The sequence below is a fragment of the Oerskovia rustica genome, assembly GCF_014836555.1.
GTDB classification, from domain to species: domain Bacteria; phylum Actinomycetota; class Actinomycetes; order Actinomycetales; family Cellulomonadaceae; genus Oerskovia; species Oerskovia rustica.
This window is the reverse complement of sequence record NZ_JACSQQ010000012.1, coordinates 3,181-29,723: the sequence shown is the minus strand read 5'-3', so window position 1 is coordinate 29,723 and position 26,543 is coordinate 3,181. Positions and strand designations below refer to the sequence as shown.

Genomic DNA, 26,543 nt, shown 5'->3' with positions numbered 1-26,543 from the left:
GAAGGGGCGGGGCGGCTAGAGCTCGATGATCGGTGTCGTCACGGCGTCGCCGCCAGCACCCGGGGCTCGCAGCAGCAGGCTCGCCGGACCAGGCCCGACGGCGTCGAACACGAACCGGCCGTCCTCGTCGGCGACGGTCGAGACCATCCCGTCCGGGCGGTGCAGCTCGACCGTCAGCTCGCCGGCCGGGGCGGCCCATCCGTCGATGCGGATCCGGCCGTCGTCACGAGCGGACAGCGTGATCATGACGGTCAGGGACTCGGCCGTGAAGGTGATGGTGCGCGCCTCGATCGGCGGCGCCTCGCCCCGGACCGACATCTCCGGCACACGGACGTACTCGAGCTCCATGACCTCGGCCTCCAGGCCTGCGAGCGTGATCGCGAACAGCGACCGCTCGACGAGCCCGTCCGGTACCGGGTCGAGCATCGTGTGGATACGGGCGAGATCCGCCAGGATCTCGAGGTCGACGGCGTCCAGTGGTTCCTCGGGGCTGTACCCCGACGGTGCGCTCATGATGTTTCCCATGTCCTGTCCCCCTGCTCGCTCTCGATGATGTCGCGGAGCTTTGCCAAGCACCGCCCACGGTTGGACCCGATGCTGCCCACCGGCATGCCGATGGCGCTCGAGATGTACTTGTAGTCGGGTCGGTCCGCCAACGAGATCAGCCGGAGGAGCTGCTGACAGCGGTCCGGCAGCTGGAGGACAGCGCGCCACAGGTAGCGGTCGCGCTCCACCTCGAGGACCTGGGTCTCGGGGGTGGGGTCGGAAGAGGGAAGGGTGCCCGTGGGCCCGTCGAGCATGTCGTCGGGCAGCTCGGTCCGGCGCTTCTGGTCGTCACGGTGCTTGCGGACGGCCTCCCACGCGCCGCGCTTGGCGGTCACGAGGAGCCACTTGAGCACGGCGTGCGGCTCCTGGATGGTGTGAGCGTTGCGTACGAGGGCCATCCAGGTGTTCTGGACGATGTCGTCCGCCTGCTCGCGGACGACTCCCTGGGCCCTGACCGTGTGCCACAGCAACGGCGTGGCCTCTCTCACGAAGTCGGCCAGTGCCTGGTGCTTGCCCTCGCGGTAGTCGAGCAGGGCGGCCGCGGCACGATCCCCGAGGCTCACCTCCGGCTCGTCGACTTCCGGGACGTCCTCGGTGATCCGTGTCATGGCTGGGTGCGCCGTCTGCTCTCGGTCGTGCTCGGGTACTTCGGGGGAACCCGAGTCTAGGGGCGTCTGCCCAGGTGGGACAAGCATTTCCGCCACCGCAGGACCTCCCTCCGGCCCGTGCTCACGCACGCTCGACGCACCGGGCCGGTGGTGCACCGGACCCCTTCCTGCCGGGAGAGAGGAACGGGCGCCGCGTTTGATACACGCGTCCGGAGGTTCTTCCCGGACGTCCGTCGTGTGCTTCGGCGACCCGCACCACGCGACCCGCGCGACGACGTCGGGCGACGGGAACCCGCACGTACGGGTACGCGACACGTAGGGGGATCCCCGTACCGTCCGTAGGCAGAGAGTGGTGAAACCCCTCATCACAGGCGTGACGCGGCTCACGTAGCGTCGGCATGGCCGACCCAGATCGGCCACTCGGACGGTCCCGGTGAGACGACGACGTCCCGGACCCCTTGCTAGAGGAGCACCACGTGAGAACCCATCGCCACCCCGCCGACGGCGCCCGCCGTCCGGCCCGCCTGCTCGCGGCACTGACCGCCGCCACGGTCGCCCTCGGCGGGCTCGCGCTCGCCGGCACGAGCGCTCAGGCCGCCCCGCAGCCCGCCGCCCAGCCCGCGACCGTCGCAGCAGCCGCCGCCCCGGGCCACCAGTGGCTCACGGGCTACTGGCACAACTTCAACAACGGCTCGGTCGTCATGCCGCTGAGCGACATCCCGCCCGCCTACAACCTGGTCGCCGTCGCGTTCGCCGACAACCTGACCGGCACGCCCGGCGGGATCACCTTCAACCTCTCGACCGCCGAGCTGAACGGGTACACCGTGCCCCAGTTCAAGGCCGACATCGCCGCGATCCGGGCCCAGGGCCGCAAGGTCATCCTGTCGGTCGGCGGCGAGAAGGGGAACGTCATCGTCTCCAACGCGACCGAGGCGAAGAACTTCGCCGACACCGCGTACGCCCTCATGCAGGAGTACGGCTTCGACGGCGTCGACATCGACCTCGAGCACGGCATCAACGCCACGTACATGTCGAGCGCGCTGCACCAGCTCTCGGCCAAGGCGGGCCCGAACCTCATCATCGCGATGGCCCCCCAGACCATCGACTACCAGGCCACCTCGATGGGCTACTACCAGCTCACGCTCGCCATCAAGGACATCCTCACGATCGTCAACACCCAGTACTACAACTCGGGCGCGATGATGGGCTGCAACCAGCAGGTCTACAGCCAGGGCAGCATCGACTTCCTCACCTCGCTCTCCTGCATCCAGCTCGAGATGGGCCTGCGGCCCGACCAGGTCGGCATCGGTGTCCCCGCCGTCCAGGCCGCGGCCGGCGGCGGCTACCAGCCCGTCGCGAACGTCATCAAGGCCGTCGACTGCCTCGAGACGGGGACGAACTGTGGCGCCTTCAAGCCCGCGACGCCGTACGGCAAGATCGGCGGTGTCATGACCTGGTCGATCAACTGGGACAAGAAGAACAACTACGCGCTCGCGACGGCCGTCGGTGCGCGCCTCGGCACGGGCTCCGGCGGGGGCACGACGGGCGGAACGACCGGCGGCACCACGGGTGGGACCACGGGCGGAACGACCGGCGGCACCACCGGCGGCACCACGGGCGGGACCACGGGCGGAACGACCGGCGGCACCACCGGCGGCACCACCGGTGGCACGACCGGCGGGACCACGGGCGGAACGACCGGCGGCACCACCGGCGGCACGACCGGCGCCACCTGCTCGGCCGCCCCCTGGAGCGCGACGACCATCTACACGGGCGGCAACACCGTCTCCCACAACGGCCGCACGTGGCAGGCCAAGTGGTGGACCCGCGGCGACGCTCCCGCCCCCAGCGACTGGGGCGTGTGGAAGGACCTCGGCGCCTGCTGAGGCCCCTCGCGAGGCCGACGGCCCCTCGTACGACCCGAGCCGTTCGGCTCTCCACCCTCGCCCAGGGAGTGGAGAGCCGAACGGCTCGGTGCTTGTTCGCCGACCCGTGGCCAGTGAGCCGGGACCCCGCGAACAGCAGGTCAGTCGACGGGGAAGAGCGACATCGTCAGCGTCGCACCGTACGCACCCGGCGCCGTGTCGGCCGGGAGCTCGAGAGCGAGGTCGGCCGTGACGTCGGACGTGCCCTTGCGACCGATCGCGTCGGCGCCGACGAGGGTCTGCGGGACCGACAGCCCCGCTCCCCCGCCCAGCACCGAGGAGACACGCTGCCCGACGACGACACCCGGCTTGCCCAGCACCAGGCGAGGCGTCCAGCCGAGCTGCTCGGCACCGAACGTCGTCGTCCCCGTGGAGAACGCGGTCGACTGCCCGGACACCGCCCAGCCCGCGGCCTCGAGGCGGGTGTCGGAGACGCTCACCACGGGCAGGGCCGCGGTGTAGGTCAGGTGGTCACCGTCGAGGCCGCCTTCGAGCGTCACGGGTGCGCCGTCGCTCGCCACCGTCATCGAGAGCCTGCCCTCGGCGACGGGCTCCTCGACGACCGCCTGGAGCGCGACGCCCTCCGAACCGGCTGGGTCGGTCTCGCCCTGCGCCGCGAAACGCACCTGGTCGAGGGCCCAGAACCAGTCGTTCGTCCCGCTGTAGTGGAACCGGTACTGCGCGGTCCTCGTCCCGGCCGGGACGTCCGTCACGATCGTGCGCTGCCCGTTGTCGCTCGCAGGGAACGCCGCCACCTGGACCGGTGCACCGCCGTCGAAGCTCACGAGGACCTCGGCGACCTGCACACGGTCGTGACGGTAGGAGTGCTCGAAGCTCAGCACGGCCTGCTCCTTGCCCGCCACCGAGTACGCCGGCGTCACGAGCGTCGAGTCGAACTTTCCCGCACCGTGGCTCTTGTCGTCCCACTCGTCGGAGTCCGCGACCGCGATCACGTCACGTCCGCGCGTGAAGTTCTCGCGCGCCTGACCCGGCTCCGCCGCGGACCAGAAGGGCTGCGTCGTGAACGACCAGCCGCGCCACTCGGTCACACCACCTGACGGCATGGCCGAGTTGTCCACGCTCCAGCCGGACGGCGGCGTGGTCGTGAAGCCGAGCGTCCCCGCGGGGACGCCCGTCTCGTCGACGCGTCCCGAGAGTGCGGGGCGCAGGCTGTCGAAGTCGTCCGTGACGTCGTCGCCGATGGAGGTGCCGTCGAGGCCCCATGCGGGGTCCACGGTCACGCCTGCCTGACGCATCACGGTCGGGGCGATGTCGGTGATCGCGAGGTTCTCCTGCCTGCCCCGCGCCTCGATGCCGTCACCCGCCGCGATGACGAACGTCGCGCGCTCGGTCTGGGCCCGGCCGCCGTGACCACCCGTGGGAAGGTGCCCGTGGTCGGCCGTCACGATGACGTTCCAGTTCTCCGCCGCGCGGGAGGGGCGAGCCTCGATGGCGGCGAGGATCCGCCCGATGCGAGCGTCCTGCACCTCGAGCTCGGCCGTGTACTGCGCCGCGTCAGCGCCGTGGCTGTGGCCCGCGCCGTCGATGTCGTCGAGGTGGATGAAGCTCACGTCCGGGTTCTGCGTCCCGAGGTGCGTGATCGCGGCCTGCTCGGTCTTGACGTCCGAGCCTGTCGCGAGGCGAAGGTCGATCCCGGCCGAGACGATGTCCCCGTTGCTCGCCGACGACGTGATCGGCGCCCAGGTCGAGGCCGCGAAGGTCGCGATGCTCGGGTCGACCTGCTCGAGACGGTCGAGGAAGCTCGGGTACTGCGCGTAGTTCTTGCCCGCGAACGAGTTGTCACGGACATTGTGCTTGTCCGTCCACACGCCCGTCAGGATCGTCGACCAGCCCGCGCCCGACACCGTCTGGGCCCCGCGCTGGCTCACCTCTGGTGCGTCGCTCGTGGCGTACAGGAGGCTGTGCCCGTACGTCCCGCGCTGCATGAGCGCGTGCAGGTTCGGGGTCGACGCGGCCTCGATCTTGTCGAGTCTGGCCCCGTCCAGGCCGATCACGAGCGTCTTGTCCGTACGAGTTCCCTGCAGGACGGGGGCGTCTCCCTCGGCCGCGAACGCGGCCGCCGGCACGAGGAACGTCCCTGCCGCCAGGCTCCCGGCGAGTGCCAGGTGTGCGATCTTGCGCATGTCCAACCCTTCAGTCGTCATGGTGCACGTCATGGATGTGATGTCCGGACGGCGTCGCGAGACTCACTTGTCCAGACAGGCATCACTCTGACCGCACCAAGCAGACCGGTGATGAACCGGGACGATCGGGACAGTGAACGTCTCCGGCCGACACCCTGCAGATCGCGTCACCGGAGGGACAGACCCGGCATATCGATCCTCCGGTGCCCAGGTCACCGCGCCCGGCAGACCACCTGCAGGCACCAGGACGACAAAAGACCGACGGCGCCCCTCCCCGTGAAGGGGAGAGACGCCGTCGGGCAGAAGAGCGAGGCGATCAGGCCGCGTCGTCCTCGAGGAGCTTCGAGACCTTGGACTGGTCCAGCGGGATGCCGGGGCCCATCGTGGTCGAGAGCGTCGCCTTGGTGATGTAGCGGCCCTTCGAGGAGGACGGCTTCAGACGCAGGACCTCTTCGATCGCTGCGGCGTAGTTCTCCACGAGCGCCTTCTCGTCGAACGAGACCTTGCCGATGATGAAGTGGAGGTTCGCGTGCTTGTCGACGCGGAACTCGATCTTTCCGCCCTTGATGTCCTCGACGGCCTTCGCGACGTCCATCGTGACGGTGCCGGTCTTCGGGTTCGGCATCAGACCACGGGGGCCGAGGACCTTACCGAGACGACCGACCTTGCCCATGAGGTCCGGGGTCGCGACAGCGGAGTCGAAGTCCGTGAAGCCAGCGGCCACCTTCTCGATGAGCTCGTCGCCACCGACGATGTCGGCGCCGGCTGCACGAGCCTGCTCCGCCTTCTCGCCGTTCGCGAAGACCAGGACGCGAGCGGTCTTGCCCGTGCCGTGGGGGAGGTTGACCGTGCCACGGACCATCTGGTCCGCCTTGCGGGGGTCGACACCGAGACGGAACGCGACCTCGACGGTTGCGTCGTACTTGGTGGGCGAGGTCTCCTTGGCGAGACGAACCGCCTCGAGCGGCGTGTAGAGCTCGTCGCGGTCGATCTTCTCCGCTGCGGCGCGGTACGCCTTGCTGCGCGTTGCCATCTGCTTCTCCTTCTCGAGCAGTCGTGGTCTACGGGTCCGCGCGGACCCTGCCACTGTCCCGGCGGGCGAACCCGCCGGGACCTGATGATTCATGACTGGCCGGCCAGGAGGCCGACCGGAGGACCGGTCAGGACCGGTCCGGAGGGGGTGGTGCTCAGCCCTCGACCGTGATGCCCATCGAACGGGCGGTGCCCGCGATGATGAGCGACGCAGCGTCGAGGTCGTTCGCGTTGAGGTCCTCGAGCTTGGTCTGAGCGATCTCGCGCACCTGCGCAGAGGTCAGCTTCGCGACCTTGACCGTGTGCGGCGTGGGCGAACCCTTGTCGACGCCCGCAGCCTTCTTGATGAGCTCGGCGGCCGGCGGCGTCTTCGTGATGAAGGTGAAGGAACGGTCCTCGTAGACCGTGATCTCCACGGGGATGACGTTGCCGCGCTGCGACTCGGTCGCCGCGTTGTAGGCCTTGCAGAACTCCATGATGTTGACGCCGTGCTGACCGAGCGCGGGGCCGATCGGCGGGGCGGGAGTTGCAGCACCGGCCTGGATCTGGAGCTTGATCAGCCCAGAGACCTTCTTCTTGGGAGGCATGAGTGTTCCGTGCTTTCTGTGTCTGGGCCGACGCCGTGGGCGATGACCCGGTTGCAGGTGCTGTCGAGCAGGATCAGATCTTGGCGACCTGGTTGAACGACAGCTCGACCGGGGTCTCCCGGCCGAAGATGGAGACGAGGACCTTGAGCTTCTGGCCCTCGGCGTTGATCTCGGAGATCGTCGCGGGGAGCGTGTCGAACGGACCGTCCGTGACGGTGACCGACTCGCCGACCTGGAAGTCGACCTCGAAGGGTGCCTTGGCCGTCGCGGCAGGCTTGCCCGCCTCGGCCTTGGGCTCGATCGTCGGGGCCAGCATGGAGAAGACCTCGTCGTGCGTCAGCGGCACGGGCTGGTGGGTGTGGCCCACGAAGCCGGTGACACCAGGCGTGTGGCGCACCGCGCCCCACGACTCGTCGGTCAGGTCCATGCGTACCAGGACGTAGCCGGGGATGCGGACGCGACGGACGATCTTCTTCTGCGCGTTCTTGATCTCCGCGACCTCTTCCATGGGGACCTCGATCTGGAAGATGAAGTCCTCCATGTTCAGGCTCTGGATGCGGTTCTCCAGGTTGGCCTTCACACGGTTCTCGTAGCCCGCGTAGGAGTGGATGACGAACCAGTCGCCAGGCTTGGTGCGCAGGTCCTTCTTGAACTCCTCGACCGGGTCCAGGTCGTCGAGGACGTCGCCGTCCTCGTCGACGCGGGACTCGTCGTCAGCCTCGGCCGACTCCTCGTCCTCCACCTCGACGTCCGGGGTGTCCTGCGCCTCTGCGTCCGCCTCGACCTCGTCGATGGCAGCCTCGGGCGCGTCGAGCTCGGCCTCGGCGCCTTCGGCGACGGGCTCGGTGGGATCGACGTTCTCCGCCTGGTCCAGCGACTCCTGGGACACGAACGAACCTGCTTTCTGCTGACTACGCGAACATGCAACTGACGGGACCGGTACCGGTCCATACGCTCCGGGCGCGAACTGCTCCGGTGCTGCGAGAAGCTCGCGGCACGGGGCGCCCTCCGGGGATCAGCCCCCGAAGACCCACAGGACGGCCTTGCCGATCCCGAAGTCGAGCACCGTCACGAACGCCATGACCACGGCCACGAAGACGAGGACGACGGTGGTGTAGGTGATCAGCTCGGAACGAGTGGGGGTGACGACCTTCTTGAGCTCGGCGATCACCTGGCGGACGAAGAGCGCGATGCGCGAGAAGATGTTGCCCTTCTTCGCGTCGCCCTTCTTCTTGTCACCGCCGGCGCGCACGCCTTCAGCACCCAGCGCCTCTGATGGCGATTCGCTCACTGTTCATCCCCACTACGTGACGTTGAAACCGAAACCGATGCTGACCTCTCGTGGTGTAACCCGTTACCGGACTACGCGCACGTCCCGGGAGGGACGACGCCTTGCAGGGCAGACAGGGCTCGAACCTGCAACCTGCGGTTTTGGAGACCGCTGCGCTACCAATTGCGCCACTGCCCTTCGTGATCGGCACCGCCCGTGCACCTGCCGTGAAGGCAGAGAACATCGGGTGGACACCTGCCACCGAAGGAATACTGTACGCGAACCGAGCGCCGTGGTCGAACCGGCCTCGGCGTGCACCTCCCGGCGCCGCGTCCAGCGACCTTCGTCGCTGTTCCTTCACCCCCAGCGTAGAGGACCCTCCTGTCCTGTCACCCCCGGCGTCCACGGTTCGGGCCCGCCGTCACTCTCGGCGGGCGGGAGCGTCGCCCTCGGCAGGCGGGAGCGTCACCCTCGGCGTCCACCGGTCGGTGGACCCCACGTCCCCCCGACCGGTCGTCGCGCCGCAGGGACCTCGCCGACCAGGCTGGAGCCATGAGCAGAGACACGACACCTCCCCGAGCAGGAACGGGCACCCCAGCCATCGAGGTCCGGGGGCTCACCAAGCGGTACGTGCAGCGCGGCGGCGTCGTGAAGCAGGCCGTCGACGGCCTGGACCTCACGGTCGAGCGCGGCGAGATCTTCGCGGTCCTGGGACCCAACGGTGCGGGCAAGACCACGACGGTCGAGATCCTCGAGGGCTTCCGCAAGCGCGACGGCGGCGAGATCCAGGTCCTGGGCGAGGACCCCGCGCTCGCAGGGCGCGCATGGCGCAGCCGGATCGGCGTCGTCCTGCAGGACTCGCGCGACCAGGCCGAGCTCACGGTGCGCGAGCTCGTGCACCACTTCGCGACCTTCTACCCGGCCCCGCGGGACCCCGAGGAGGTGATCGCCGCCGTCGGGCTGCTGGAGAAGGCGTCCACGCGTGCCCGCCAGCTCTCGGGCGGTCAGCGCCGCCGCCTCGACGTCGCCCTCGGGATCATGGGCGACCCCGAGCTGCTGTTCCTCGACGAGCCCACGACCGGGTTCGACCCGCAGGCGCGTCGCAGCTTCTGGGACCTCGTCCTGGCCCTGCGCGAGGGCGGCACCACGATCCTCCTGACGACCCACTACCTCGACGAGGCCGCGCACCTGGCCGACCGCGCCGCCGTCGTGCGCGACGGGAAGGTCGTCGCCCTCGGGGCGCCGGCCGACCTGGGCGGGCCAGGTGCGCTGCGCCCCGTCGTGCGGTGGGTGTCCGACGGCGTCGCGCGCGCCGAGCGGACCGACCACCCGACCGCGCTGGTCACCTCGCTCGCGGCCACCCTGGCCGGACCCGACGGCGAGGTGCCCGGCCTGCGCGTGCTCCAGCCGAGCCTCGAGGACGTGTACCTCGAGCTCATCGGAGCCGCGCCCGTCGCCCCGTCCGGTTCCCCCTCCGGCTCGGCCCCGTCCGCCGCAGCGCCGCCCGGAGCCCCGCACGACGCCCCGACCTCTGCCGTCCTGTCCGCTCCCGTCGCCGAGGAGGCCTCCCGATGAGCACCCAGACGTCGCCCACCCGTGCGCTGCCCGCCGGGCGACCCCTTCCCGGCGTCCTCGGCACTGGCCTGCGGCGGACCTGGATCGAGATGCTCGCGTTCCTGCGCGAGCGCGACGCGGTCGTCTTCATCCTGGCCTACCCGCTCATCATGATGGCGATCTTCGCGACGGTGTTCGGGCAGGAGGAACAGGGCAGTGCCGCAGGATCCGTGCCGTACGCGCAGTACTTCCTGCCGGGCATGGTCGCCACGGGCGTCATGCTCACGAGCTTCCAGAACCTCGCGATCTCGATCGCGGTCGAGCGCGACGACGGCACGCTCAAGCGCCTGCGGGCGACGCCCCTGCCCGCGACCTCCTACTTCCTGGGGAAGATCGGGCAGGTCCTGCTCGTCACGACCGTCCAGACCGCCGCCCTGCTGCTGCTCGCCACCACGGCGTTCGACGTCCCGATGCCGACCACCGCCGCGGCCTGGACGACGTTCGCGTGGGTGTTCGTGCTCGGCACCGCGACCGGCTCGGTGCTGGGCGTCGCGTTCTCCTCGGTCCCCCGCTCCGGGAAGTCCGTGAGCGCCGTCGTGGCCCCGATCGTGCTGGTGCTGCAGTTCATCTCGGGTGTGTTCTTCGCGTTCTTCGCCCTCCCGTCCTGGATGCAGCAGATCGCCTCGGTGTTCCCCCTCAAGTGGCTCGCGCAGGGCATGCGCTCGGTGTTCCTGCCGCCCGAGGCCGCGGCCCTCGAGACGGGCGGGTCGTGGCAGCACGGGGCGACGGCTGCTGTACTGGTGGCGTGGCTCGTCGTGGGCCTCGTGGTGGGGGTCCGGACGTTCAGGTGGAGGCGGCGTGACGACGGCTGAGAGCCCGGTGGACCGGCCGGCGACGGAGCGCGCGGCGGGCGGTCGCCCCGTGCACCCCGCCGCGGGCCAGGGCCCGTCGACCGGCTCTGCGCTGGACAGCTTCGAGTCCTCGTGGGACCACGTGGTCGTGTGGTGGGACGTGGGCTTCTACGTCGTCGTGCTCCTGAGCGCGGTCGCGCTGCTCCTGGCCGGGATCGAGCCTGACCGGCTCGCCCTGGCCCTGGGTGCGATCGGCGTGATCCTGCTCGCGTACACGTTCCTCGGCAGGCCGGCGGCGCGGAACCGCGACCAGCGTCTGGCGGTCTCCTACCTGCTGATCCTGATCGTCGCGACCGACGTCGCCGTGATCCAGAACCAGCTCGGGACGTTCCTGCTGTTCGTCGCGTTCACCCAGATCTGGATGCTCTCGGAGCGCCGGTGGGTCAGCCTCGCGCTCTCGACCCTGCTCGCGGTCGGCACGACCCTCGCGCTCACGGCCGCGTCCGGGTTCTCCCGCGAGGCCCTCACGAGGGCCGCACCGCAGATGGGGGTCGCGCTCGCCTTCTCGATCCTGCTCGGGATCTGGGTCGGCCAGACGATGCTCCAGACCGCACGCCATGCCCAGCTCGTCGACGATCTCAACGCCGCGCAGGCAGAGCTCGGTGCGGTGCACCACGCGGCGGGGGTCGCGGCCGAGCGCGAGCGCATGGCCCGCGAGATCCACGACACCCTGGCACAGGGGTTCACGAGCATCGTCATGCTCGCCCAGGCCGCGAGCGCCGACCTCGACCGCGACGACGTGGGTGCGGCCCGGGACCGGCTCGCACTCGTCGAGACGACGGCGCGCGACAACCTGGCCGATGCCCGGTCCCTCGTCACGGCGTTCTCCCCCGTGCCGTTGCAGGGCGCGACGCTCGTCGAGGCGATCGAGCGCCTGGCCGGCCGCTTCGAGGACGAGTCGGGGGTCGCGGTGACGCTGCGGCTGTCGGTCGTCCCGGGGCTGGGCAGCGCCGAGGACGTCGTCCTGCTGCGGTCCGCGCAGGAGGCCCTGGCCAACGTGCGCCGGCACGCGCAGGCGAGCTCCGTCGTCGTCTCCCTGGGCGAGGGGGCGGGGCCGGGCGGCCGGGAGGGGTCGGCACCCGACGGCGCCACGGTCGTCCTCGAGGTCACGGACGACGGTCGGGGGCTCGGACCGGGCGTCGTGGAAGGGTTCGGTCTGCGCGGCATGCGTGAACGCGTCGCCGAGGGTGAGGGCACGGTGCGCGTCCTGTCGCCCCCGGGTGGTGGGACGAGCGTCCGGGTCGAGCTGCCCGTGCCCGCCGACCACCCCGCCGGTGCCCCGCCCCATCCCGCCCCTCTCCCCCGGAGCCACCCGTGACCTCGACCGCCGACCGTCCGTCCTCGTCGCCCACCCGCCCCAGGACGACCGTCTCGGCGACCGGGACCGGGGCGCCCTCGTCGGCTCCCACGGTCCGCGTCCTCGTCGTCGACGACCATCCCGTGGTGCGCTCGGGGCTCGTCGGGATGCTCATGGCCGAGCCGGACCTCGTCGTCGTCGGCGAGGCGGGCGACGGCCGCGAGGGCGTGACCCTCGCGCACGAGCTGGGTCCCGACGTCGTGCTCATGGACCTGCGCATGCCCGTGCTCGACGGCGTGGGCGCGACGACCGAGATCCTCGCCTCCTCCGCGGCGGGGGCGAGGCGCCCGCGCGTCGTCGTGCTCACGACGTACGAGACCGACACCGACATCCTGCGGGCCGTCGAGGCCGGCGCGACGGGCTACCTGCTCAAGGACACGCCGCGCGAGACGCTCGTCGCGGGCATCCGCGCCGCGGCCCGCGGCGAGACGGTCCTCGCACCCACGGTCGCGACGCGGCTCGTCACGACCGTGCGGGGCGCGGGCGAGCGCCTGACGGCGCGCGAGGCCCAGGTCCTGGCCCTCGTCGCGCGTGGTCTGAGCAACCCGGCGATCGGGCGCGAGCTCTTCATCTCCGAGGCCACGGTCAAGACGCACCTGCTGCGGGCGTTCGCCAAGCTCGGGGTCGACGACCGCACGCGCGCCGTCACGGTCGCGATCGAACGGGGCATCCTGCCGGGGGCGTGATCTCACCCGGTCAGGGCCGACCGACGGCCGGACCGGGCCCTCGGCCGGTGACTGCAGGGTGCGAGACTGCCTCTGTGCGTGATCTGGCGAAGCTCCCCAAGGCCCACCTCCACCTGCACTTCACCGGTTCCATTCGACCGGCGACGCTGCACGACCTCGCCGCGCAGTACGGCGTACGGCTCCCGTCGGCCCTGCTCGACGGAGACCCGTTGCGCCTGCCCGCGACCGAGCGCGGCTGGTTCCGGTTCCAGCGCCTGTACGACGCGGCGCGCGCGTGCGTCCGCTCCGAGGCCGACATGCGCCGGATCGTGCTCGAGGCCGCGCAGGACGACGCCGCCGAGGGGTCGGGTCGTCTCGAGATCCAGGTCGACCCGACGTCGTACGCACCCTTCGTGGGCGGCATCTCGCCCGCCGTGGAGATCGTGCTCGACGCGGCGCGGGAGGCCAGCGCGGCGACCGGGACGGAGGTGGGCGTGATCGTCGCGGCGTCGCGCATGCGCCACCCGCTCGACGCGCGGACCCTCGCACGTCTCGCGGCCCAGTACGTGGGCGACGGCCCGGGCGAGGTCCTGGGCTTCGGGCTGAGCAACGACGAGCGGCGCGGGGACACCGCTGCCTTCGCCCCGGCGTTCGCGATCGCACGTCGTGCGGGACTCGCGCTCGTCCCGCACGGGGGCGAGCTGCTCGGCCCCGACCACGTGACCGAGGTGCTCACGGACCTCGACCCCGACCGGATCGGGCACGGGGTGCGTTCGGTCGAGGACCCGCGGGTCCTCGAGCAGGTCGTCGAGCGCGGGGTCGCGCTCGAGGTGTGCCCCGCCTCGAACGTGTCCCTCGGGGTGTACGACGACGGCGCGCAGGTCCCGCTCGGGGCGCTCGTCGACGCGGGCGCCCAGGTCGCGCTCGGCGCCGACGACCCGTTGCTCTTCGGCTCGCGCCTCGTGGCGCAGTACGAGTCCGCGCGGACCGAGCACGGGTTCTCCGACGAGGACCTCGCAGACCTGGCCCGGTCCTCGATCCGCGCGAGCCGCGCCGGCGCTGCCACGCGGGCCCGGCTGCTCGCGGGCGTCGACTCCTGGCTCGCGCAGGATCCCGCAGCGCCGGCGGGCGTCCCCGCCTCAGGTGACGGGCGGTCGGTGCGGTGACACGAGGGGCCGGCGACGGGGCGGACGGCGCGGCCCCGGGTGACACACGCTCTCATCCGTCTCTCATGCGTACCCGAGATACTCGCGCCATGCGACGGACGACGGTGTGGGTGATCACGCTCGTGCTGGTCGCACTCGGTGCGGGTGCGGGCGCCGTCGCCATCGTCTCCGCGAGCCCCCCGGACCGTGACCTGCGGGGGCTCGTCGTCCTCGCTCCCGCACCCACCCCCCAGGAGACCACCCTGCCGTCTCCGACCCCTACGCCGCCGCCCGACGAGACCGACGACGAGCCGGACGACGACGACAACGACGGCGGTGGCGAGGACGAGCCGGTGACCCCGAGCTCGCCGCTCGTCCCCGTGCAGCCCGCGCCGCCCCGCAGCGGGGCGGACACGGTCGGCAAGACCCCCGAACAGCCCTACGACGACGGCATGTACCACCCGGGCGACCAGTACGACGACGGCATGTACCGCCCGTCCGACGAGTACGACGACGGCATGTGGACCCCAGACACAGGGAACGGATGATGGCGCAGCACACCCAGGGCACCGAGCCCGCGCCCCGCCGGGCGCCGTCCAGGCTCCAGACGGTCCGCGCCCGGATCCTCGGGGCGGTCCTGGCCCTGGCCGCGCTCGGCCTGATCATCGCGGGCGGGGTCGCCTACACGGCCCAGCGCGCGCACGTGGACGACCGCATGGACCAGTCGCTCATGCGCTCCCTCGAGGAGTTCGAGGCGCTCGCCCACGAAGGCGTGCACCCCGCGACCGGTGAGCGCTTCACGTCGTCGGACGACCTCGTGAACACCGCGATGCGACAGACCGTCCCCGCCCCGCACGAGGGCATGGTGGGCTTCCGCGCGGGACGCGCCCAGTGGATCGCGGCGTCGCCCGTGCCGCTGCGGCTCGAGGACGACGAGGTCCTCATGGACGCGCTCGAACCCCTCACGACCGGGCAGAAGGTGGTGCTGCGCGAGATCACGACCCCGCGCTCGAGCTACCGCGTCCTCGTCGTGCCCGTGACCGACGGCGACGTCCCGTCCGCGCTCGTCCTGGCGTTCGACCGCAGCGCCGAGCACGCCGAGTTCGACCAGGTCTTCCGCACCTACGCGGTCATCGCCGTCGTGGCACTGCTGCTGATCGCCGGGGTGGGCTGGCTCGTCGCAGGCCGCCTCCTGCGCCCCGTGCGGCTCCTGGGCCAGACCGCCCGGCGCATCAGCGACACCCACACGTCCGAGCGCATCCCCGTCACGGGCAACGACGACGTCTCGGAGCTCACGCACGCCTTCAACGAGATGCTGGACCGCCTGGCCGCGGCCTTCGACGCCGAGCACGAGCTCCTCGACGACGTCGGGCACGAGCTGCGCACTCCCCTGACGATCGTGCGGGGGCACCTCGAGCTCATGGACCCCGACGACCCGGAGGACGCCGCGAGCACGCGCGACCTCGCTCTCGACGAGCTCGACCGGATGCACCGGCTCGTCGACGACCTCATGACCCTCGCCACGGCGGGCAGCCCCGGGTTCGTGCGGCTCGAGGAGACCGACCTCGGTCGGCTCACGGACGACATCCTCGACAAGGCGCGCCTCCTGGGCGACCGCCGGTGGACCGTCGACGCGCGCACCGGGGCCACGGCCCACGTCGACGAGCAGCGCCTCACGCAGGCCTGGTTGCAGCTCGCGTCCAACGCCGTGAAGTTCTCCGCGCCCGGCACCAGGATCACCCTGGGGTCCTCGGTCCGCGACGGTCGGATCCGCCTCTGGGTGCGCGACGAGGGCATCGGCGTCTCCCCCGACCAGCTCGAACGCATCTTCGTCCGCTTCGCGCAGGCCGAGCGTGAGCCGGCGTTCCGCGACGGCGCGGGGCTCGGCCTCGCGATCGTCAGCGCGATCGCCGGAGGGCACGAGGGACGGGTCGAGGTCTCCTCGACCCGGGGGTTCGGTTCGACCTTCACGCTCGACCTCCCGCTCGACCCCGGGCACGCTCCTCCGGTCCCCGAACCGGCCGACCACGGCAGCACGGGGGGAGCCCCCGTCGTCCCGAGGCCGCCGCTCGCCACCACGACCGAGACCCCTCTCACCATGGAGATCCCGGTCACCTCTCGGGCACGTCAGGGTGAAAGGACATCGTTGTGAGCCAGATCCTCGTCGTCGAGGACGAGACCCGGATCTCGTCGTTCGTGACCAAGGGGCTGCGTGCCGCCGGCTACGCGAGCGCGGCCGTGACCACCGGTCGGGAGGGGTACGACCTGGCCCAGACCGGGGAGTACGACCTGATGATCCTCGACCTGGGCCTGCCCGACCAGGACGGCTTCACCGTCCTGCGCCGCCTGCGCGCGTCCCGCAGCACCATCCCGGTCATCATCCTCACGGCCCGCTCGTCCGTGACGGACACCGTCGCCGGTCTCGAGGGGGGCGCCGACGACTACATGGTCAAGCCGTTCCGCTTCGAGGAGCTCCTGGCCCGCATCCGGCTGCGTCTGCGCACGGAACCCGCCGGGGAGGTCACGGTGCTCTCGCACGGTTCGCTCAGCCTCGACCTGCGCACCCGCCGGGCCCGCACCGAGGATCGCGAGGTCGACCTGTCCGCCCGCGAGTTCGCGCTGGCCGAGACGTTCCTGCGGAACCCCGGTCAGGTCCTGAGCCGTGAGCAGCTGCTGTCGCGCGTGTGGGGCTACGACTTCGACCCCGGTTCCAACGTCGTGGACGTGTACGTGCGGTACCTGCGCAACAAGCTCGGTGCCGAGCGCGTGGTCACGGTGCGTGGCATGGGCTACCGGCTGGCGGACCCCGCGGCCTGAGCCCTGCGGGGTCGCGTGGTCGGCCTGGCGGGAGCACCGGAGCACCGGAGCACCGGAGCACAGGACGACGAGAGGGCGGAGGCCCGTGTGCCTCCGCCCTCTCACGTACGGTCGGTGACGCGCCGACCGCCGAGTCGCCCCGTCAGGGCGCCTCCCCCTAGGGGGTCGGCGCCGACGGGGACGTCTGTGCCGAGACCGGGCTCTGCGCGCTCACCGGGCTCGGTGGCGTGTTCGCGGTCTGTGCGGAGACCGCGGTGCTGGTGGACACCGTCGTCGTGGAGCTCGACGGGTCCAGGTCCGAAGGGCTCGGGCTCGGGCTTGCGCCTGGCGCCGTCGTCGCGTCGTCACCGGACTCGACGACCGCCGGGGCGTCGACGTCGGCGCGCGCTTCCGCTGCGGCCATCGTCGCGCCGAGTCCGACGCCGAGCACTCCGAGCGTTCCCGTGGCGATCCAGATCCTGCGTGCGTCCATGTCTTCCAACCTCCTCAGACGATGAGCGGCCGAGCTGCCGCCCCGTCGTCACGACAGTCGCTGCCCGACGTGAGAGGAGCAGGAGCCGGACGTGAGAGGACTCTCAGACGCGTCTCTGCTCCCGCGAGGAGCTCCTCGGCCACACCGAGCCAGGCCTCCGCGAGCGCCTCGCGGGGAGCGCCCGGCAGGAGCGACAGGACGACGCCGGCGCTGCGCGCACGCAGCCCGATCGGGTCGGTGGCCTCGCCGAACACCGCGAGGCAGCGGTCGACCAGGCCCTGGACGCCCGGGTAGACCTGGGGTGCGAGGGTCTCCAGGACCGCGAGGTGGCCCGTCATGCACGCCAGGTCGTCGATGCGGTGGCCGGGGCCCAGGGTGTCGACGTCCAGGACTGCGGCGACACGACGGCACCCGGCTCCGCCGACGAGCAGGACGTTGGCCTCGTAGAAGTCGCCGTGCGTCGCGACCACGGGTCCGGGGTCGCGGTCGGCCACGATCCGGCGCAGGGAGCGTTCGAGGGCCTCGATGCGCCCGGCATGGCCAGGAAGTCGCCCGACGGCGGCGCGCGCGTAGTGCTCGGACCGTTCGGCCCACGCGACCCGGCGCTCGAGCAGGGCCGCGTCCTGCGGGAGAGCGACGAGGGCGCGAAGGAGCTCGTGCGGGTCGATCGTCAGCGGCTGCTCGTGCCGCGGGGTGGATGCGATCGCGGAGGCCAGCGTCTCCTCGGGCCGTGCGGCGAGCACGAGGATCCCCTCGCCGAGCGAGGCGAGCACGCGCGGGGCCGCGGGCGGCGCCGACAGCGTGTAGCCCATGGGGGCCGCCTCCGCGACGAGGAAGAGGTCGTGGCGGATGCGGAGGTCCGTCACCCGGTCCGGGCGGACCACCTTGAGGTAGACGTCACCGTCGGTGGTGTGTGCCCGGAGCACCGCGCGTCGCAGCGGACGGTAGGTCACGAGGTCGAGCCCCAGGACGAGGGGCGCGTGCGGGTCGAGCGAGCGCCACCGGTCGGTGAGCACCGCGGGGTCGCAGGCCGTCGCCAGACCGGGGAGCAGCGGGTCCACGGGGTGACGCCACACGTGGACGGTCTGCTCGCCGTCCACGAGGCGCAGGATCCCGCGCCGCTCGACGACGTCCGGAGGGAGGTCCGCGGTGGTGGCCACGAGGTACTCGGGGCGCCCGGGCGGTGTGCGGGCGCCGTCGGTCTCGCCACGGACCGTGACCTCGTACCCCACGCTCACCTCCGCGCCAGGGCGGGCGTGCACCTGGTGCACCCGCCACGACCCGAGGGTCACGTGGTCGATCGCGAGCGCCGCCTCCAGGAGGTCACCCGCCCGGGGGCCGGTGAGGAGCTGCGCGGCGGTGTCCATGGGAGCAAGGACATCGGCCGGGAGTGATGCCCACATGAGGACTGCGTGAGAGTCCTCTCACGCAACCGTTGACACCGGCCGCAGCATCCTGTCATTGTATCGACATGGTGACACAAACCATTCTCTCGGAGTCGTTCATGCCGCCCGCCTACGACATCGCCTGGTCCGTCGTCTTCATGCTCGGGCCCCTCCTCGTCGTGCTCGGGGGGACGTTCGCGCTGGCCCTCGCGCTCGCGACACGCGCGACGCGCCGCCGGGCCGCTGCCGCCAGTTCGCCGCTCGCCGCCGCCACGATCCTGGCGGCGGCGCGTGCGACCACCGCGCACGTCGTCGCCTGGCTGGTCGCCCTCCTGACCACGGTGGCCCTCCTGACGGTCGGCGGCATCGCCCTCGGCCCCCTGCTGATGCCCCGGTTCGCCGACTACGCACCCGACGCGGACTACTGGGCAACCGGCTGGAACCCCGTCCCGCTCGCGCTCGCCCCGGCAGGGATCGCGTTCGCCTACCTCGCCGTCCTGCTCGTCGGGGAAGCCACGTGGCCCTCGTCGGACGGCACGGTCAGACGAGCCGGGCTCGCCGCCCGCACCACGGGCTCGATCGCCCCGGCGGCGCTTCGGACCGTGACGTGGGCCTGGTCCGCGCTCCTCGTCGCCGCAGCCCTGACGGGCGGCCTCACAGCCACCCGTCCCGGGACCTTGCAGCGCAGCGTCGCGGCTCCCCGTCCCGGCCGCGAGAACCTCGTCGAGCTGGTCACCGCGACGCCCTACCCCTCTTGGCAGGCGGCCGTGCCGCTCGCGGCGGGAGCGCTCGTCCTGGTGCTTGCCGTCGAGATCGTGCTGCGCCGTGTCACGAACCGCCCAGCCGTCGAGGGCGTCGACGCCACCTGGGACCTCGCACTGCGGCGGCTGACCGCCCGTCGGGTCCTACGCCTGCCCCAGCTCGTCGCAGGACTCACGCTCTGCCTCGTCCTCCTCTGGCTGGGGAGCTCCTTCGTGACCGTCGAGGAGCCCGTGACCGGGTGGTCGCTGGTCGTCCTGGGCTCGACGGCCGGCGTGGTCGCCCTCGCCCTCGCCGTGGTCCCCGGGCGCCCCCTGCCCCGGGTCGCTCCGGACGCCCTCCCCGTGCCTCGCCCGGCCCGGGCCCCCCAGGAGGCCTGAACGTGTCCTCCACCGAGCGCCCGCCCGTGGGCGGCGGGCTGCACCTCGAGATCGACCTCGCCTCGGGCGTGCCGCCGTACGAGCAGATCCGGTCGCAGATCGTCGCGCACGTCGCCTCCGAGCGCCTCCTCGTCGGCGACCGCCTCCCGACGATCCGTGCGCTCGCGGCCGACCTCGGGCTCGCGGCGGGCACCGTCGCGCGCGCCTATCGCGAGCTCGAGGCGGCGGGCGTCACCACGACGAACCGGCGCGCGGGAACGGTCGTGTCCGACGGCGTGGCGCCCGCCGACGTCGTCACCCGGCAGGCCGCGCGGGCTTTCGTGGTGTCCGTGCGCGAGGCAGGTCTGGACGACGACGCGATCCTCGACCTCGTGCGCGGGGAGCTCCTGCACCGGCACGGCGACTGAGTCGCGCGGGTCCCGGCGACGCCCGCGTGCCGGGCGGCCCGGCAGCGGGCCCGGGTCCGCCGCACCGCACCCCGGGCCGGGTTCACAACGATTCCGCAACCCCTGCTCCCTGGGCACGCCACGCCCCGCGACGCCGTGGGACCGTGGTCACAGCGGGTTCGCGGAGGACCCCACGTCGAGGGGGAACGTGCATGAGGGATCGATCGACCCGGAAGACCTGGGCAGCCGCGACGGCCGCGCTGCTCGCGATGCTGCTCGTCAGCGGGTGCGACGCGCTCGGACCGCGGGTCGACGGCGGGCCGGGCGCGGCAGGGTCGGTTTCCCCGGAAGCCTCCCCCCGCGCGACTCCACGGCCCACCACGACACCGAGCGCGCCGCCCTCGCCGTCCCCCGAGGTCCTCGCTCCGACCCCCACCCCGACGGTCGAGCCTGCCCCTCCCGCGGTCGAGCCACCGCCCGTCGAGCCGCCCCCGGTCGAGCCCGCGCCGGACCCGGCGACCGTCGAGCTCGTCCGCGGGAGCACGGGGGAACGGGTGACGGCGCTCCAGCAGCGGCTCGTCGACCTGGGCTACTGGGGCGCCACCCCGGACGGCGACTTCGGCCCCGGCACCCAGCAGGCCGTGTGGGCGCTGCAGAAGGCCGCGGGCATCAGCCGGGACGGCCGTGTGGGCCCCGCGACACAGGCCGCGCTCGACCAGGGCGTCCGGCCCTCGGCGCAGAGCACGTCGGGCCACGTCATCGAGATCGACATCGACCGCCAGCTCGTCCTCGCGGTCGACGACGGGCACGTCACCAAGGTCTTCAACGCATCCTCGGGCAACGGTGAGCGGTACGAGGCCAAGGGCAGGACGTACACGGCCCGGACGCCCAGCGGCACGTTCCAGGTGGGGCGGCAGGTCGACGCGAACTACGAGTCGTCGCTCGAGCTCGGCAGCATGTGGCGGCCGAAGTTCTTCACGGGCGGCATCGCGGTGCACGGCTCCGGCTCGGTGCCGCCGAGCCCCGCGTCGCACGGGTGCGTGCGCGTCACGAACGGCGCGATGAACTGGATCTGGGACTCGTGGGGCGCGCCGCAGGGCACGACGGTGCTCGTCTACTGAGACCGCGGTCCGCCAGGTAGAGGGTCGGCGCCGAGGGAGGAGGTCATGGCCCTCACTCTCGACGGGCTCCCGCTACCTCGCGGTGTCCGCGCGAGGCCTCAGAGCGCGACGCCCACCAGCACGGGCTCGGGGACGAGCTCGATCCCGAAGGTGTCGAGCACGCCGTCGCGCACTGCCCGCGCGAGCTCGACGATCTCCGCCGCGCTCGCCCCGCCACGGTTGGTGAGCGCGAGCGTGTGCTTGGTCGAGAGCGTCGCAGCGCTCGCCGGGCCGTGCACCCCGAAGCCCTTCGTGAAACCGGCGTGCTCGATGAGCCAGGCCGCCGACGTCTTGACGAGCGTCGGGTCGATCTCGCCCAGGCTCGGGCCGGTCGTGCGGGACGGGAGCGCGGAGCGGACCGGGAAGCGTGGCGCGTCGGCCGGCAGCAGGTCGGCCTGGTCCGCGGCGACGACCGGGTTGGTGAAGAACGAGCCCGCGCTCCAGCGGTCGTGGTCGGGGGCCGTCGGGTCGTCGAGCAGCATGCCCTTGCCCCCGCGCAGCTCGAGCACCGCGGCGCGCACCTCGGCGCTCGGCGCCCGCTCGCCCACCTGGACGCCCAGGCGGCGCGCAAGCTCGGGGTAGGCGATCGGGGCGGACAGGGTCCCGAGCCGCATCTGGAGGTTGACCTCGAGCACGACGTAGCGCGGGGACGGGTACCAGATGTCGCCGCCCTCGGGCGAGGCGTGCATGCTCCGCTTGAGCAGCGAGGTGCGGTAGCCGAAGGCGAGGTCGATCAGCGGGAGGTTCCGGATCCTCGACTCCGCGCGGTCCCACACCCGCACCGAGGCCACGACCCCGGCGACCTCCTGGCCGTACGCGCCGATGTTCTGGACCGGGGCCGCCCCGACCGTGCCGGGGATGCCGGACAGCGCCTCGATCCCGACCCACTCCTGGGCCACTGCCCGCTCCACGAGCTGGTCCCAGTCCTGGCCCGCGGTGACGGTCATGCTCCCGCCGCCGCACGTGTCCTCGGCGTCGATGCGGATCTCGGCGCGCACGTCCCGCACCACGACGCCGCCGAAGCCCTCGTCGCTCACGAGCAGGTTGGACCCGCCGCCGATCACGAGGAGCGGCTCGCCCGCGTCGTCGGCCGCGCGCACGGCGTCGACGAGCTCTGCCTCGGTCGTGGCCTCGACGTAGGCGTCCGCCGGGCCGCCGACGCGCAGGGTCGTGAGCTCGGCGAGCGCCGGTTGGTCGAGCACCTCACCTGCCCCGGAGGCGCCGCCCTCGGCGACGGCTTCGACGGCGGACACGCGGCGTGCAGGGGTGGCGGTCATGGGTCCAGCCTAGTTCGCCGGGTCTCGCCGTCCGGCGGGCAGGACCCGGGGTGCTCAGTGCGCCGCTGCGCCCCCGCCGCCCGCGGCCGTCGGCAGCGGCTTGGCCGCGTTGACGACGAGCAGCCCGATCACGAGCGGCACCGCGATGACCAGCAGCGCCGGACGGTAGCCGCCGATGTGCTCGGCGAGGAACCCGATGAGCGGGGGCCCGACGAAGAAGGCCGAGTAGCCGATCGTCGAGACGACGCTGACCCGGACCGCGGCGTGCGCGGGGTCGTCCGAGGCCGCGCTCATCCCGACGGGGAAGCCGAGCGCCGCGCCCATGCCCCACAGGACCACGCCGACGAGCGCGACCCACAGGGTGGGCACGAGCGTGAACACGAGCAGGCCCACGAACGCGAGGCCCGCGGAGATGCGCAGCACGGCCACGCGTCCGAAGCGGTCGAGCAGGCCCGTGCCGAGCAGTCGCATGCCCGTCATGGCCGTCAGGAAGATCCCGAGCCCCACGGCGCCCATCGCGTCCGACGTGCCGAAGCCGTCGACGACCGCGAGCCCGACCCAGTCGTTCGCCGCGCCCTCGGTCAGGGCCGCGGCCAGGACGACGAGGCCGATCAGCAGGGTCCGCGGCTCGCGCCAGGCCGCGAGGGCGCTCCGCGCGCCCTTCGACGAGTGGACGGCGGTCGCCGGGTCCTCGCCCGCGGCGTCCTCAGCGCCCGACGGCGGCGCGTCGGTCTGGACGTCGCCTGCGGGCAGGAAGGAACGCACGCACCACACGACGCCCAGGAGGCTGAGCGCGAGCGCGGCTGCGAGGTGCCACTGGACGGGCACGCCCGCCAACGCGGCCAGGGCGCCGACGCCGGCTCCCGCCATGGTGCCGAACGAGAAGCCCGCGTGGAAGCGGGGCATGATCGCCTTGCCGAGACGCTGCTCGACCGCCGCTCCCTCGATGTTCATGGCGGCGTCCCAGACGCCGGTCCCGATCCCGAAGAGGAACAGTCCGGCTCGCACGACGTCGACCGAGCCCTGGGACACCCCGGTCACGGCGACGACGAGACCGGCCACGTTGACCGCGGCGAAGAGCAGGACCGCACGCGACGCGCCGATGCGTTGCACGACCATGCCCGCGAGCGGCAGCGCGAGGAGCGACCCGACGGCGGCGAAGAGCAGCAGGAGGCCCATGCTGCCCTCGCTGAGCCCGAGCGCGTCGCGGACCGCCGGCAGGCGCGAGGCCCAGCTCGCGAAGTTGAACCCGTTGAGGAAGAACACCGCGAAGACGGACCAGGTGGCCGCCTGGACGGCTCGGGCAGCGCTCACGGTGCTCTGGCCGGGGAGCGGCGAGGGCGGGGTGGTCATGCGGAGGTCTCCTCGCGTCGGTGGGAGGTCGGGCTGGTCGGTGCGGGCGGAGCCGTCGGAGCGGGGTCGGCAGCGGTGTGCCGTCGGACCGACCGGCGCCGGCGGGCGCGCACGGTCGACGGTACCGGGTGATTGCTTACCACGCGGTCAGACTCCGCTCGCTGGACGTCGGAGGTGTGGCCGCCCTCGCCGACCGTCCGCACGACGCGACCCGGCCCGGGTACGGGCGCGCCGTCGTCGGGCAGGGGGTGCGACGAGGCGCTCGGGGAGAGCGGCGCGACCTTGGTCGAGAGGAGCACGCTGACGACCATCGCGACCACGATGAGCACGAGCGCGTGCCGCGCCCCCATGGTCTCCGCGGCGATGCCGAGCAGCGGCGGCGCGGCGAGCGAGGCCATCGACGAGAACGCCGAGACGACCGAGACGCGGCTCGCAGCCTGGAGCGGCTCGTCGGACGCCGCGGCGATGCCGATCGGGACCGCGAGGGCCGCCCCCAGGCCCCACGCGAGCACGCCGACCCCGGCCAGCGGCAGGTTGGGGGCAAAACCGAAGAGCAGCAGGCCGCCGATCGAGGCCACACCCGAGAAGCGCAGCACGACGACGCGCCCGTAGCGGTCGATGAGGCGCGTCCCCAGCAGTCGCATGACCGTCATGGCCCCGACGAACGCGCCGAACACCACGGCGCCGACGGCCTCGGTCTGGTCGAACCCGTCGACGACCGCGAGGGACAGCCAGTCGTTCGCGGAGCCCTCGGAGAGCGCCGCGGCCATGATGACCAGGCCGATCAGCAGGGTGCGCGGCTCGCGCCAAGCACTCAGCGCGGCGCCCAGGCGCACGCGCCGCGAGCGCGGGTGCAGGGCGGCGGCGGCCTCGACGCCGTCGGGGCTCGCGTCGCCCAGGCGGCCGTCGACGCGGGGGCGCGGCGGCGTCGCGTGGATGAACAGCGGGATGCTCACCAGGCGCCAGACCGTCGCGACGACCGCCGTGCCCACGAACTGCACGAGGACCGGGACGTCGCCCGCGGCGCACGCCGCACCGACGAGCGACCCGACGACCGCGCCGATGCTGAAGGCCGCGTGGAACTGGGGCAGGATCGTGCGCCCCGTGCGGCGCTCGACGCTCGCGCTCTCGACGTTCATGGGGACGTTGCCGAGCGAGAAGGCCACCCCGTTGAGGAAGATGCCCGCGGCGAGCAGCGCGACCGAGCCCGTCGCCGGGCCGACGCCGAGCAGCACGAGCGCCGCGGCGAAGAAGGCCGTCGAGGCGAGCATGGTCGCCTTGCCGCCGAAGCGGTTGACGATCGGGCCGGCCAGCGTGACGGTCATCAGGGCGCCGATCGCGCCGGCGAGCAGCACGAAGCCCAGGTCCTTGGGCGTCATGTCGAGCGCGTCGCGGACGGACGGGATGCGGGCGAGCCAGCTCGACATGGTGATGCCGTTGAGCAGGAAGATCCCCAGGAGGGACCAACGGGCACGGGAGAGGCCGGGGTCGAGCACGGGTCGAATCGATTCGATTCCTGCGTCGGGGGTGGCCTTCGAAACGATTCGAGACATGGGGTCAATTCTGCGGGTAGTCTGGCCGCGCCGTCAAACACCTTTCCGCGCGCCACGCCGGATCCGAGAACGTCCAGAAGACCGGCAGAGGGGCAACGATGACCGAGACCGAGCAGGCACCCAGGCCACCAGGCCGCCCGACCCTCGCCCGCGTCGCCGCGCTCGCCGGGGTGTCCGTCTCCACCGCGTCCCTCGCCTTCTCCGGCGCGGGCCCCATCACCCCCGAGACCCGCGACCGCGTCATGGCCGCGGCCGACGAGCTCGGCTACACCGGCCCCAACCCGCTCGGACGCCAGCTGCGCTCCGGGAAGTCCGGGATCGTCGGCGTCGTGATCGGCGACCAGCTCAAGCGCGCGTTCCGCGACCCCGTCGCCGTCCAGGTGCTCGACGGGCTGGTCTCCACGCTCGGTACCAGCGGCCTCGGCGTGCTCCTCATCCCCGGCATCCCCTCGGACGACCCGTCCCGCGCGGTTGACCCCCTCATCGAGAGCGCAGCGATGGACGTCGCGGTCCTCGTGTGGGGGGTCGGCACCGACGACGCGACCCTCGCCGCCCTCCAGCGCCGCGGCGTGCCCGTCGTGATCGGCGAAGGACGCCCCGTCCCCGGCACGCCGCTCGTCGGCATCGAGGACCGGCGCGGCACCGCCGAGGTCGTCCGCCACCTCGTCGACCTCGGCCACACGCGCATCGCCGAGATCTCGCTCCCCCTCGACAACTCGCGGCGCAGCGGAGTCATCGACGCCGAGCGCCTCGCCCAGGCAGACCGCACCCCCACCCTCAACCGGCTCACCGGGGTGCGCGACGTCGTCGAGCCTCTCATCTCCTGGGAGACCGAGGCGTCGCTCGTCGAGCACGGGCACGCGGCCGCCGTCGAGATCCTCGGCACGTGGGTCCCCGCCGACGAGCGCCCGACCGCGATCATCGCCCACTCGGACCTGCTCGCCGCGGGCGCGATCCTCGGCGCCAAGGAGCTCGGGCTGCGCGTGCCCGAGGACCTGTCGGTCGCCGGCTTCGACGGGCTCGACCTCCCCTGGCTCAGCCCCGACACCCTCACGAGCGTCCATCAGCCCCTCGCCGAGAAGGGCGCGCAGCTGGGGAACGCGGTCGTCGCACTCCTCGCCGGGAAGGAGCCGGAGACCGTCATGCTCGACGTCGAGCTCGTGCCCGGCACCACGACCGGGCCCGCGCCGAGCGCCTGACCCTCCGCCCTCCCACGACGCGGCCCGCGACGCACGAAGGGCGCCTCTCCCCTCCGGG

The 26,543-nt window shown here is 72.5% G+C and carries 25 protein-coding genes and 1 tRNA gene; 13 read left to right on the top strand and 13 right to left on the bottom strand.

All coding sequences use genetic code 11. The features are described 5' to 3' along the window. Positions 1 to 15 precede the first annotated feature (15 nt). Positions 16 to 513, bottom strand: a complete 498-nt coding sequence (locus H9652_RS08740; RefSeq protein ID WP_191795913.1) for a peptidase associated/transthyretin-like domain-containing protein — start codon at positions 511 to 513, stop codon at positions 16 to 18. Next, positions 510 to 1,154, bottom strand: coding sequence for an RNA polymerase sigma factor (locus tag H9652_RS08735; RefSeq protein WP_138825563.1), 645 nt, complete (start codon positions 1,152 to 1,154; stop codon positions 510 to 512). The genes H9652_RS08740 and H9652_RS08735 overlap by 4 nt, the downstream gene beginning before the upstream one ends. Before the next feature lie 476 nt (positions 1,155 to 1,630). Here H9652_RS08735 and H9652_RS08730 point away from each other — a divergent pair, with 476 nt between their 5' ends. Further along, positions 1,631 to 3,040, top strand: a complete 1,410-nt coding sequence (locus H9652_RS08730) for a glycosyl hydrolase family 18 protein (protein WP_318244062.1) — start codon at positions 1,631 to 1,633, stop codon at positions 3,038 to 3,040. Positions 3,041 to 3,180: 140 nt separating this feature from the next. On the opposite strand, the gene H9652_RS08725 is transcribed toward H9652_RS08730, so the two are convergent. The 6 genes from H9652_RS08725 to H9652_RS08700 form a co-directional block, all read right to left on the bottom strand. Continuing rightward, positions 3,181 to 5,223, bottom strand: a complete 2,043-nt coding sequence (locus H9652_RS08725; RefSeq protein ID WP_191795912.1) for an alkaline phosphatase family protein — start codon at positions 5,221 to 5,223, stop codon at positions 3,181 to 3,183. Between the two features lie 316 nt (positions 5,224 to 5,539). After that, positions 5,540 to 6,256 (bottom strand): 50S ribosomal protein L1, encoded by a 717-nt coding sequence (gene rplA / locus H9652_RS08720; protein ID WP_191795911.1) that lies wholly within the window; start codon positions 6,254 to 6,256, stop codon positions 5,540 to 5,542. Positions 6,257 to 6,410: 154 nt separating this feature from the next. After that, complete coding sequence (gene rplK / locus H9652_RS08715) at positions 6,411 to 6,842, bottom strand: 50S ribosomal protein L11 (RefSeq protein WP_056653726.1); 432 nt, start codon at positions 6,840 to 6,842, stop codon at positions 6,411 to 6,413. Between the two features lie 73 nt (positions 6,843 to 6,915). After that, positions 6,916 to 7,731 carry a transcription termination/antitermination protein NusG gene (nusG, locus tag H9652_RS08710; RefSeq protein ID WP_138825571.1) on the bottom strand — a complete coding sequence of 272 codons (816 nt, stop codon included), beginning with the start codon at positions 7,729 to 7,731 and terminating at the stop codon, positions 6,916 to 6,918. Positions 7,732 to 7,857: 126 nt separating this feature from the next. Further along, complete coding sequence (gene secE / locus H9652_RS08705; protein WP_138825573.1) at positions 7,858 to 8,133, bottom strand: preprotein translocase subunit SecE; 276 nt, start codon at positions 8,131 to 8,133, stop codon at positions 7,858 to 7,860. 104 nt (positions 8,134 to 8,237) lie between these two features. After that, positions 8,238 to 8,310: transfer RNA gene (locus H9652_RS08700), tRNA-Trp, on the bottom strand. 354 nt (positions 8,311 to 8,664) lie between these two features. Between H9652_RS08700 and H9652_RS08695 the strand changes: the two genes are divergently transcribed. From H9652_RS08695 to H9652_RS08660, 8 genes are all read left to right on the top strand, one after another. Next, entirely contained in the window at positions 8,665 to 9,687 is a 1,023-nt protein-coding gene (locus tag H9652_RS08695; RefSeq protein ID WP_191795910.1) for an ABC transporter ATP-binding protein, read from the top strand. Further along, positions 9,684 to 10,538 carry an ABC transporter permease gene (locus tag H9652_RS08690; RefSeq protein ID WP_191791564.1) on the top strand — a complete coding sequence of 285 codons (855 nt, stop codon included), beginning with the start codon at positions 9,684 to 9,686 and terminating at the stop codon, positions 10,536 to 10,538. The genes H9652_RS08695 and H9652_RS08690 overlap by 4 nt, the downstream gene beginning before the upstream one ends. Further along, the gene (locus tag H9652_RS08685; RefSeq protein WP_318244061.1) at positions 10,525 to 11,895 is read left to right on the top strand and encodes a sensor histidine kinase; all 1,371 of its coding nucleotides are present in this window, start codon (positions 10,525 to 10,527) and stop codon (positions 11,893 to 11,895) included. Before H9652_RS08690 ends, H9652_RS08685 begins: the two co-directional genes overlap by 14 nt. Continuing rightward, on the top strand, positions 11,892 to 12,620 hold the full coding sequence (locus H9652_RS08680; RefSeq protein WP_191791566.1) for a response regulator: 729 nt from the start codon (positions 11,892 to 11,894) through the stop codon (positions 12,618 to 12,620). The genes H9652_RS08685 and H9652_RS08680 overlap by 4 nt, the downstream gene beginning before the upstream one ends. Positions 12,621 to 12,694: 74 nt before the next feature. After that, entirely contained in the window at positions 12,695 to 13,765 is a 1,071-nt protein-coding gene (locus H9652_RS08675; protein WP_191795909.1) for an adenosine deaminase, read from the top strand. An 89-nt stretch (positions 13,766 to 13,854) separates the two neighbouring features. Beyond that, positions 13,855 to 14,292 carry a hypothetical protein gene (locus H9652_RS08670; RefSeq protein ID WP_191795908.1) on the top strand — a complete coding sequence of 146 codons (438 nt, stop codon included), beginning with the start codon at positions 13,855 to 13,857 and terminating at the stop codon, positions 14,290 to 14,292. Beyond that, a complete protein-coding gene (locus H9652_RS08665) occupies positions 14,292 to 15,896 on the top strand; it encodes a sensor histidine kinase (RefSeq protein WP_191795907.1) in 1,605 nt (534 codons plus the stop codon). Before H9652_RS08670 ends, H9652_RS08665 begins: the two co-directional genes overlap by 1 nt. Then, positions 15,893 to 16,561: a response regulator transcription factor gene (locus tag H9652_RS08660; protein WP_138825584.1), complete on the top strand. Its 669-nt coding sequence runs from the start codon at positions 15,893 to 15,895 to the stop codon at positions 16,559 to 16,561. The genes H9652_RS08665 and H9652_RS08660 overlap by 4 nt, the downstream gene beginning before the upstream one ends. Positions 16,562 to 16,718: 157 nt before the next feature. Here the strand turns inward: H9652_RS08660 and H9652_RS08655 are convergent, their stop codons facing one another. Both H9652_RS08655 and H9652_RS08650 read right to left on the bottom strand, forming a co-directional pair. Beyond that, a complete protein-coding gene (locus H9652_RS08655; protein ID WP_191795906.1) occupies positions 16,719 to 17,033 on the bottom strand; it encodes a hypothetical protein in 315 nt (104 codons plus the stop codon). 14 nt (positions 17,034 to 17,047) lie between these two features. Continuing rightward, entirely contained in the window at positions 17,048 to 18,400 is a 1,353-nt protein-coding gene (locus H9652_RS08650; protein WP_191795905.1) for a phosphotransferase family protein, read from the bottom strand. 104 nt (positions 18,401 to 18,504) lie between these two features. On the opposite strand from H9652_RS08650, the gene H9652_RS08645 reads away from it, so the two are divergent. From H9652_RS08645 to H9652_RS20055, 3 genes are all read left to right on the top strand, one after another. Beyond that, a complete protein-coding gene (locus H9652_RS08645; RefSeq protein ID WP_191795904.1) occupies positions 18,505 to 19,557 on the top strand; it encodes a hypothetical protein in 1,053 nt (350 codons plus the stop codon). Positions 19,558 to 19,559: 2 nt separating this feature from the next. Next, a complete protein-coding gene (locus H9652_RS08640) occupies positions 19,560 to 19,964 on the top strand; it encodes a GntR family transcriptional regulator (protein WP_318244060.1) in 405 nt (134 codons plus the stop codon). Positions 19,965 to 20,155: 191 nt separating this feature from the next. Further along, entirely contained in the window at positions 20,156 to 21,064 is a 909-nt protein-coding gene (locus H9652_RS20055; RefSeq protein ID WP_191795903.1) for a L,D-transpeptidase family protein, read from the top strand. A gap of 98 nt (positions 21,065 to 21,162) precedes the next feature. On the opposite strand, the gene H9652_RS08630 is transcribed toward H9652_RS20055, so the two are convergent. From H9652_RS08630 to H9652_RS08620, 3 genes are read right to left on the bottom strand one after another with little or no spacing between them, the layout of a single operon-like run. Further along, positions 21,163 to 22,380, bottom strand: coding sequence for a UDP-N-acetylmuramate dehydrogenase (locus tag H9652_RS08630; RefSeq protein ID WP_191795902.1), 1,218 nt, complete (start codon positions 22,378 to 22,380; stop codon positions 21,163 to 21,165). Between the two features lie 54 nt (positions 22,381 to 22,434). Next, positions 22,435 to 23,733, bottom strand: coding sequence for an MFS transporter (locus tag H9652_RS08625; RefSeq protein WP_191795901.1), 1,299 nt, complete (start codon positions 23,731 to 23,733; stop codon positions 22,435 to 22,437). Further along, positions 23,730 to 25,229, bottom strand: coding sequence for an MFS transporter (locus tag H9652_RS08620; protein WP_318244059.1), 1,500 nt, complete (start codon positions 25,227 to 25,229; stop codon positions 23,730 to 23,732). Before H9652_RS08620 ends, H9652_RS08625 begins: the two co-directional genes overlap by 4 nt. Before the next feature lie 155 nt (positions 25,230 to 25,384). Here H9652_RS08620 and H9652_RS08615 point away from each other — a divergent pair, with 155 nt between their 5' ends. Beyond that, on the top strand, positions 25,385 to 26,485 hold the full coding sequence (locus H9652_RS08615) for a LacI family DNA-binding transcriptional regulator (RefSeq protein ID WP_138825600.1): 1,101 nt from the start codon (positions 25,385 to 25,387) through the stop codon (positions 26,483 to 26,485). Positions 26,486 to 26,543: the final 58 nt, after the last annotated feature.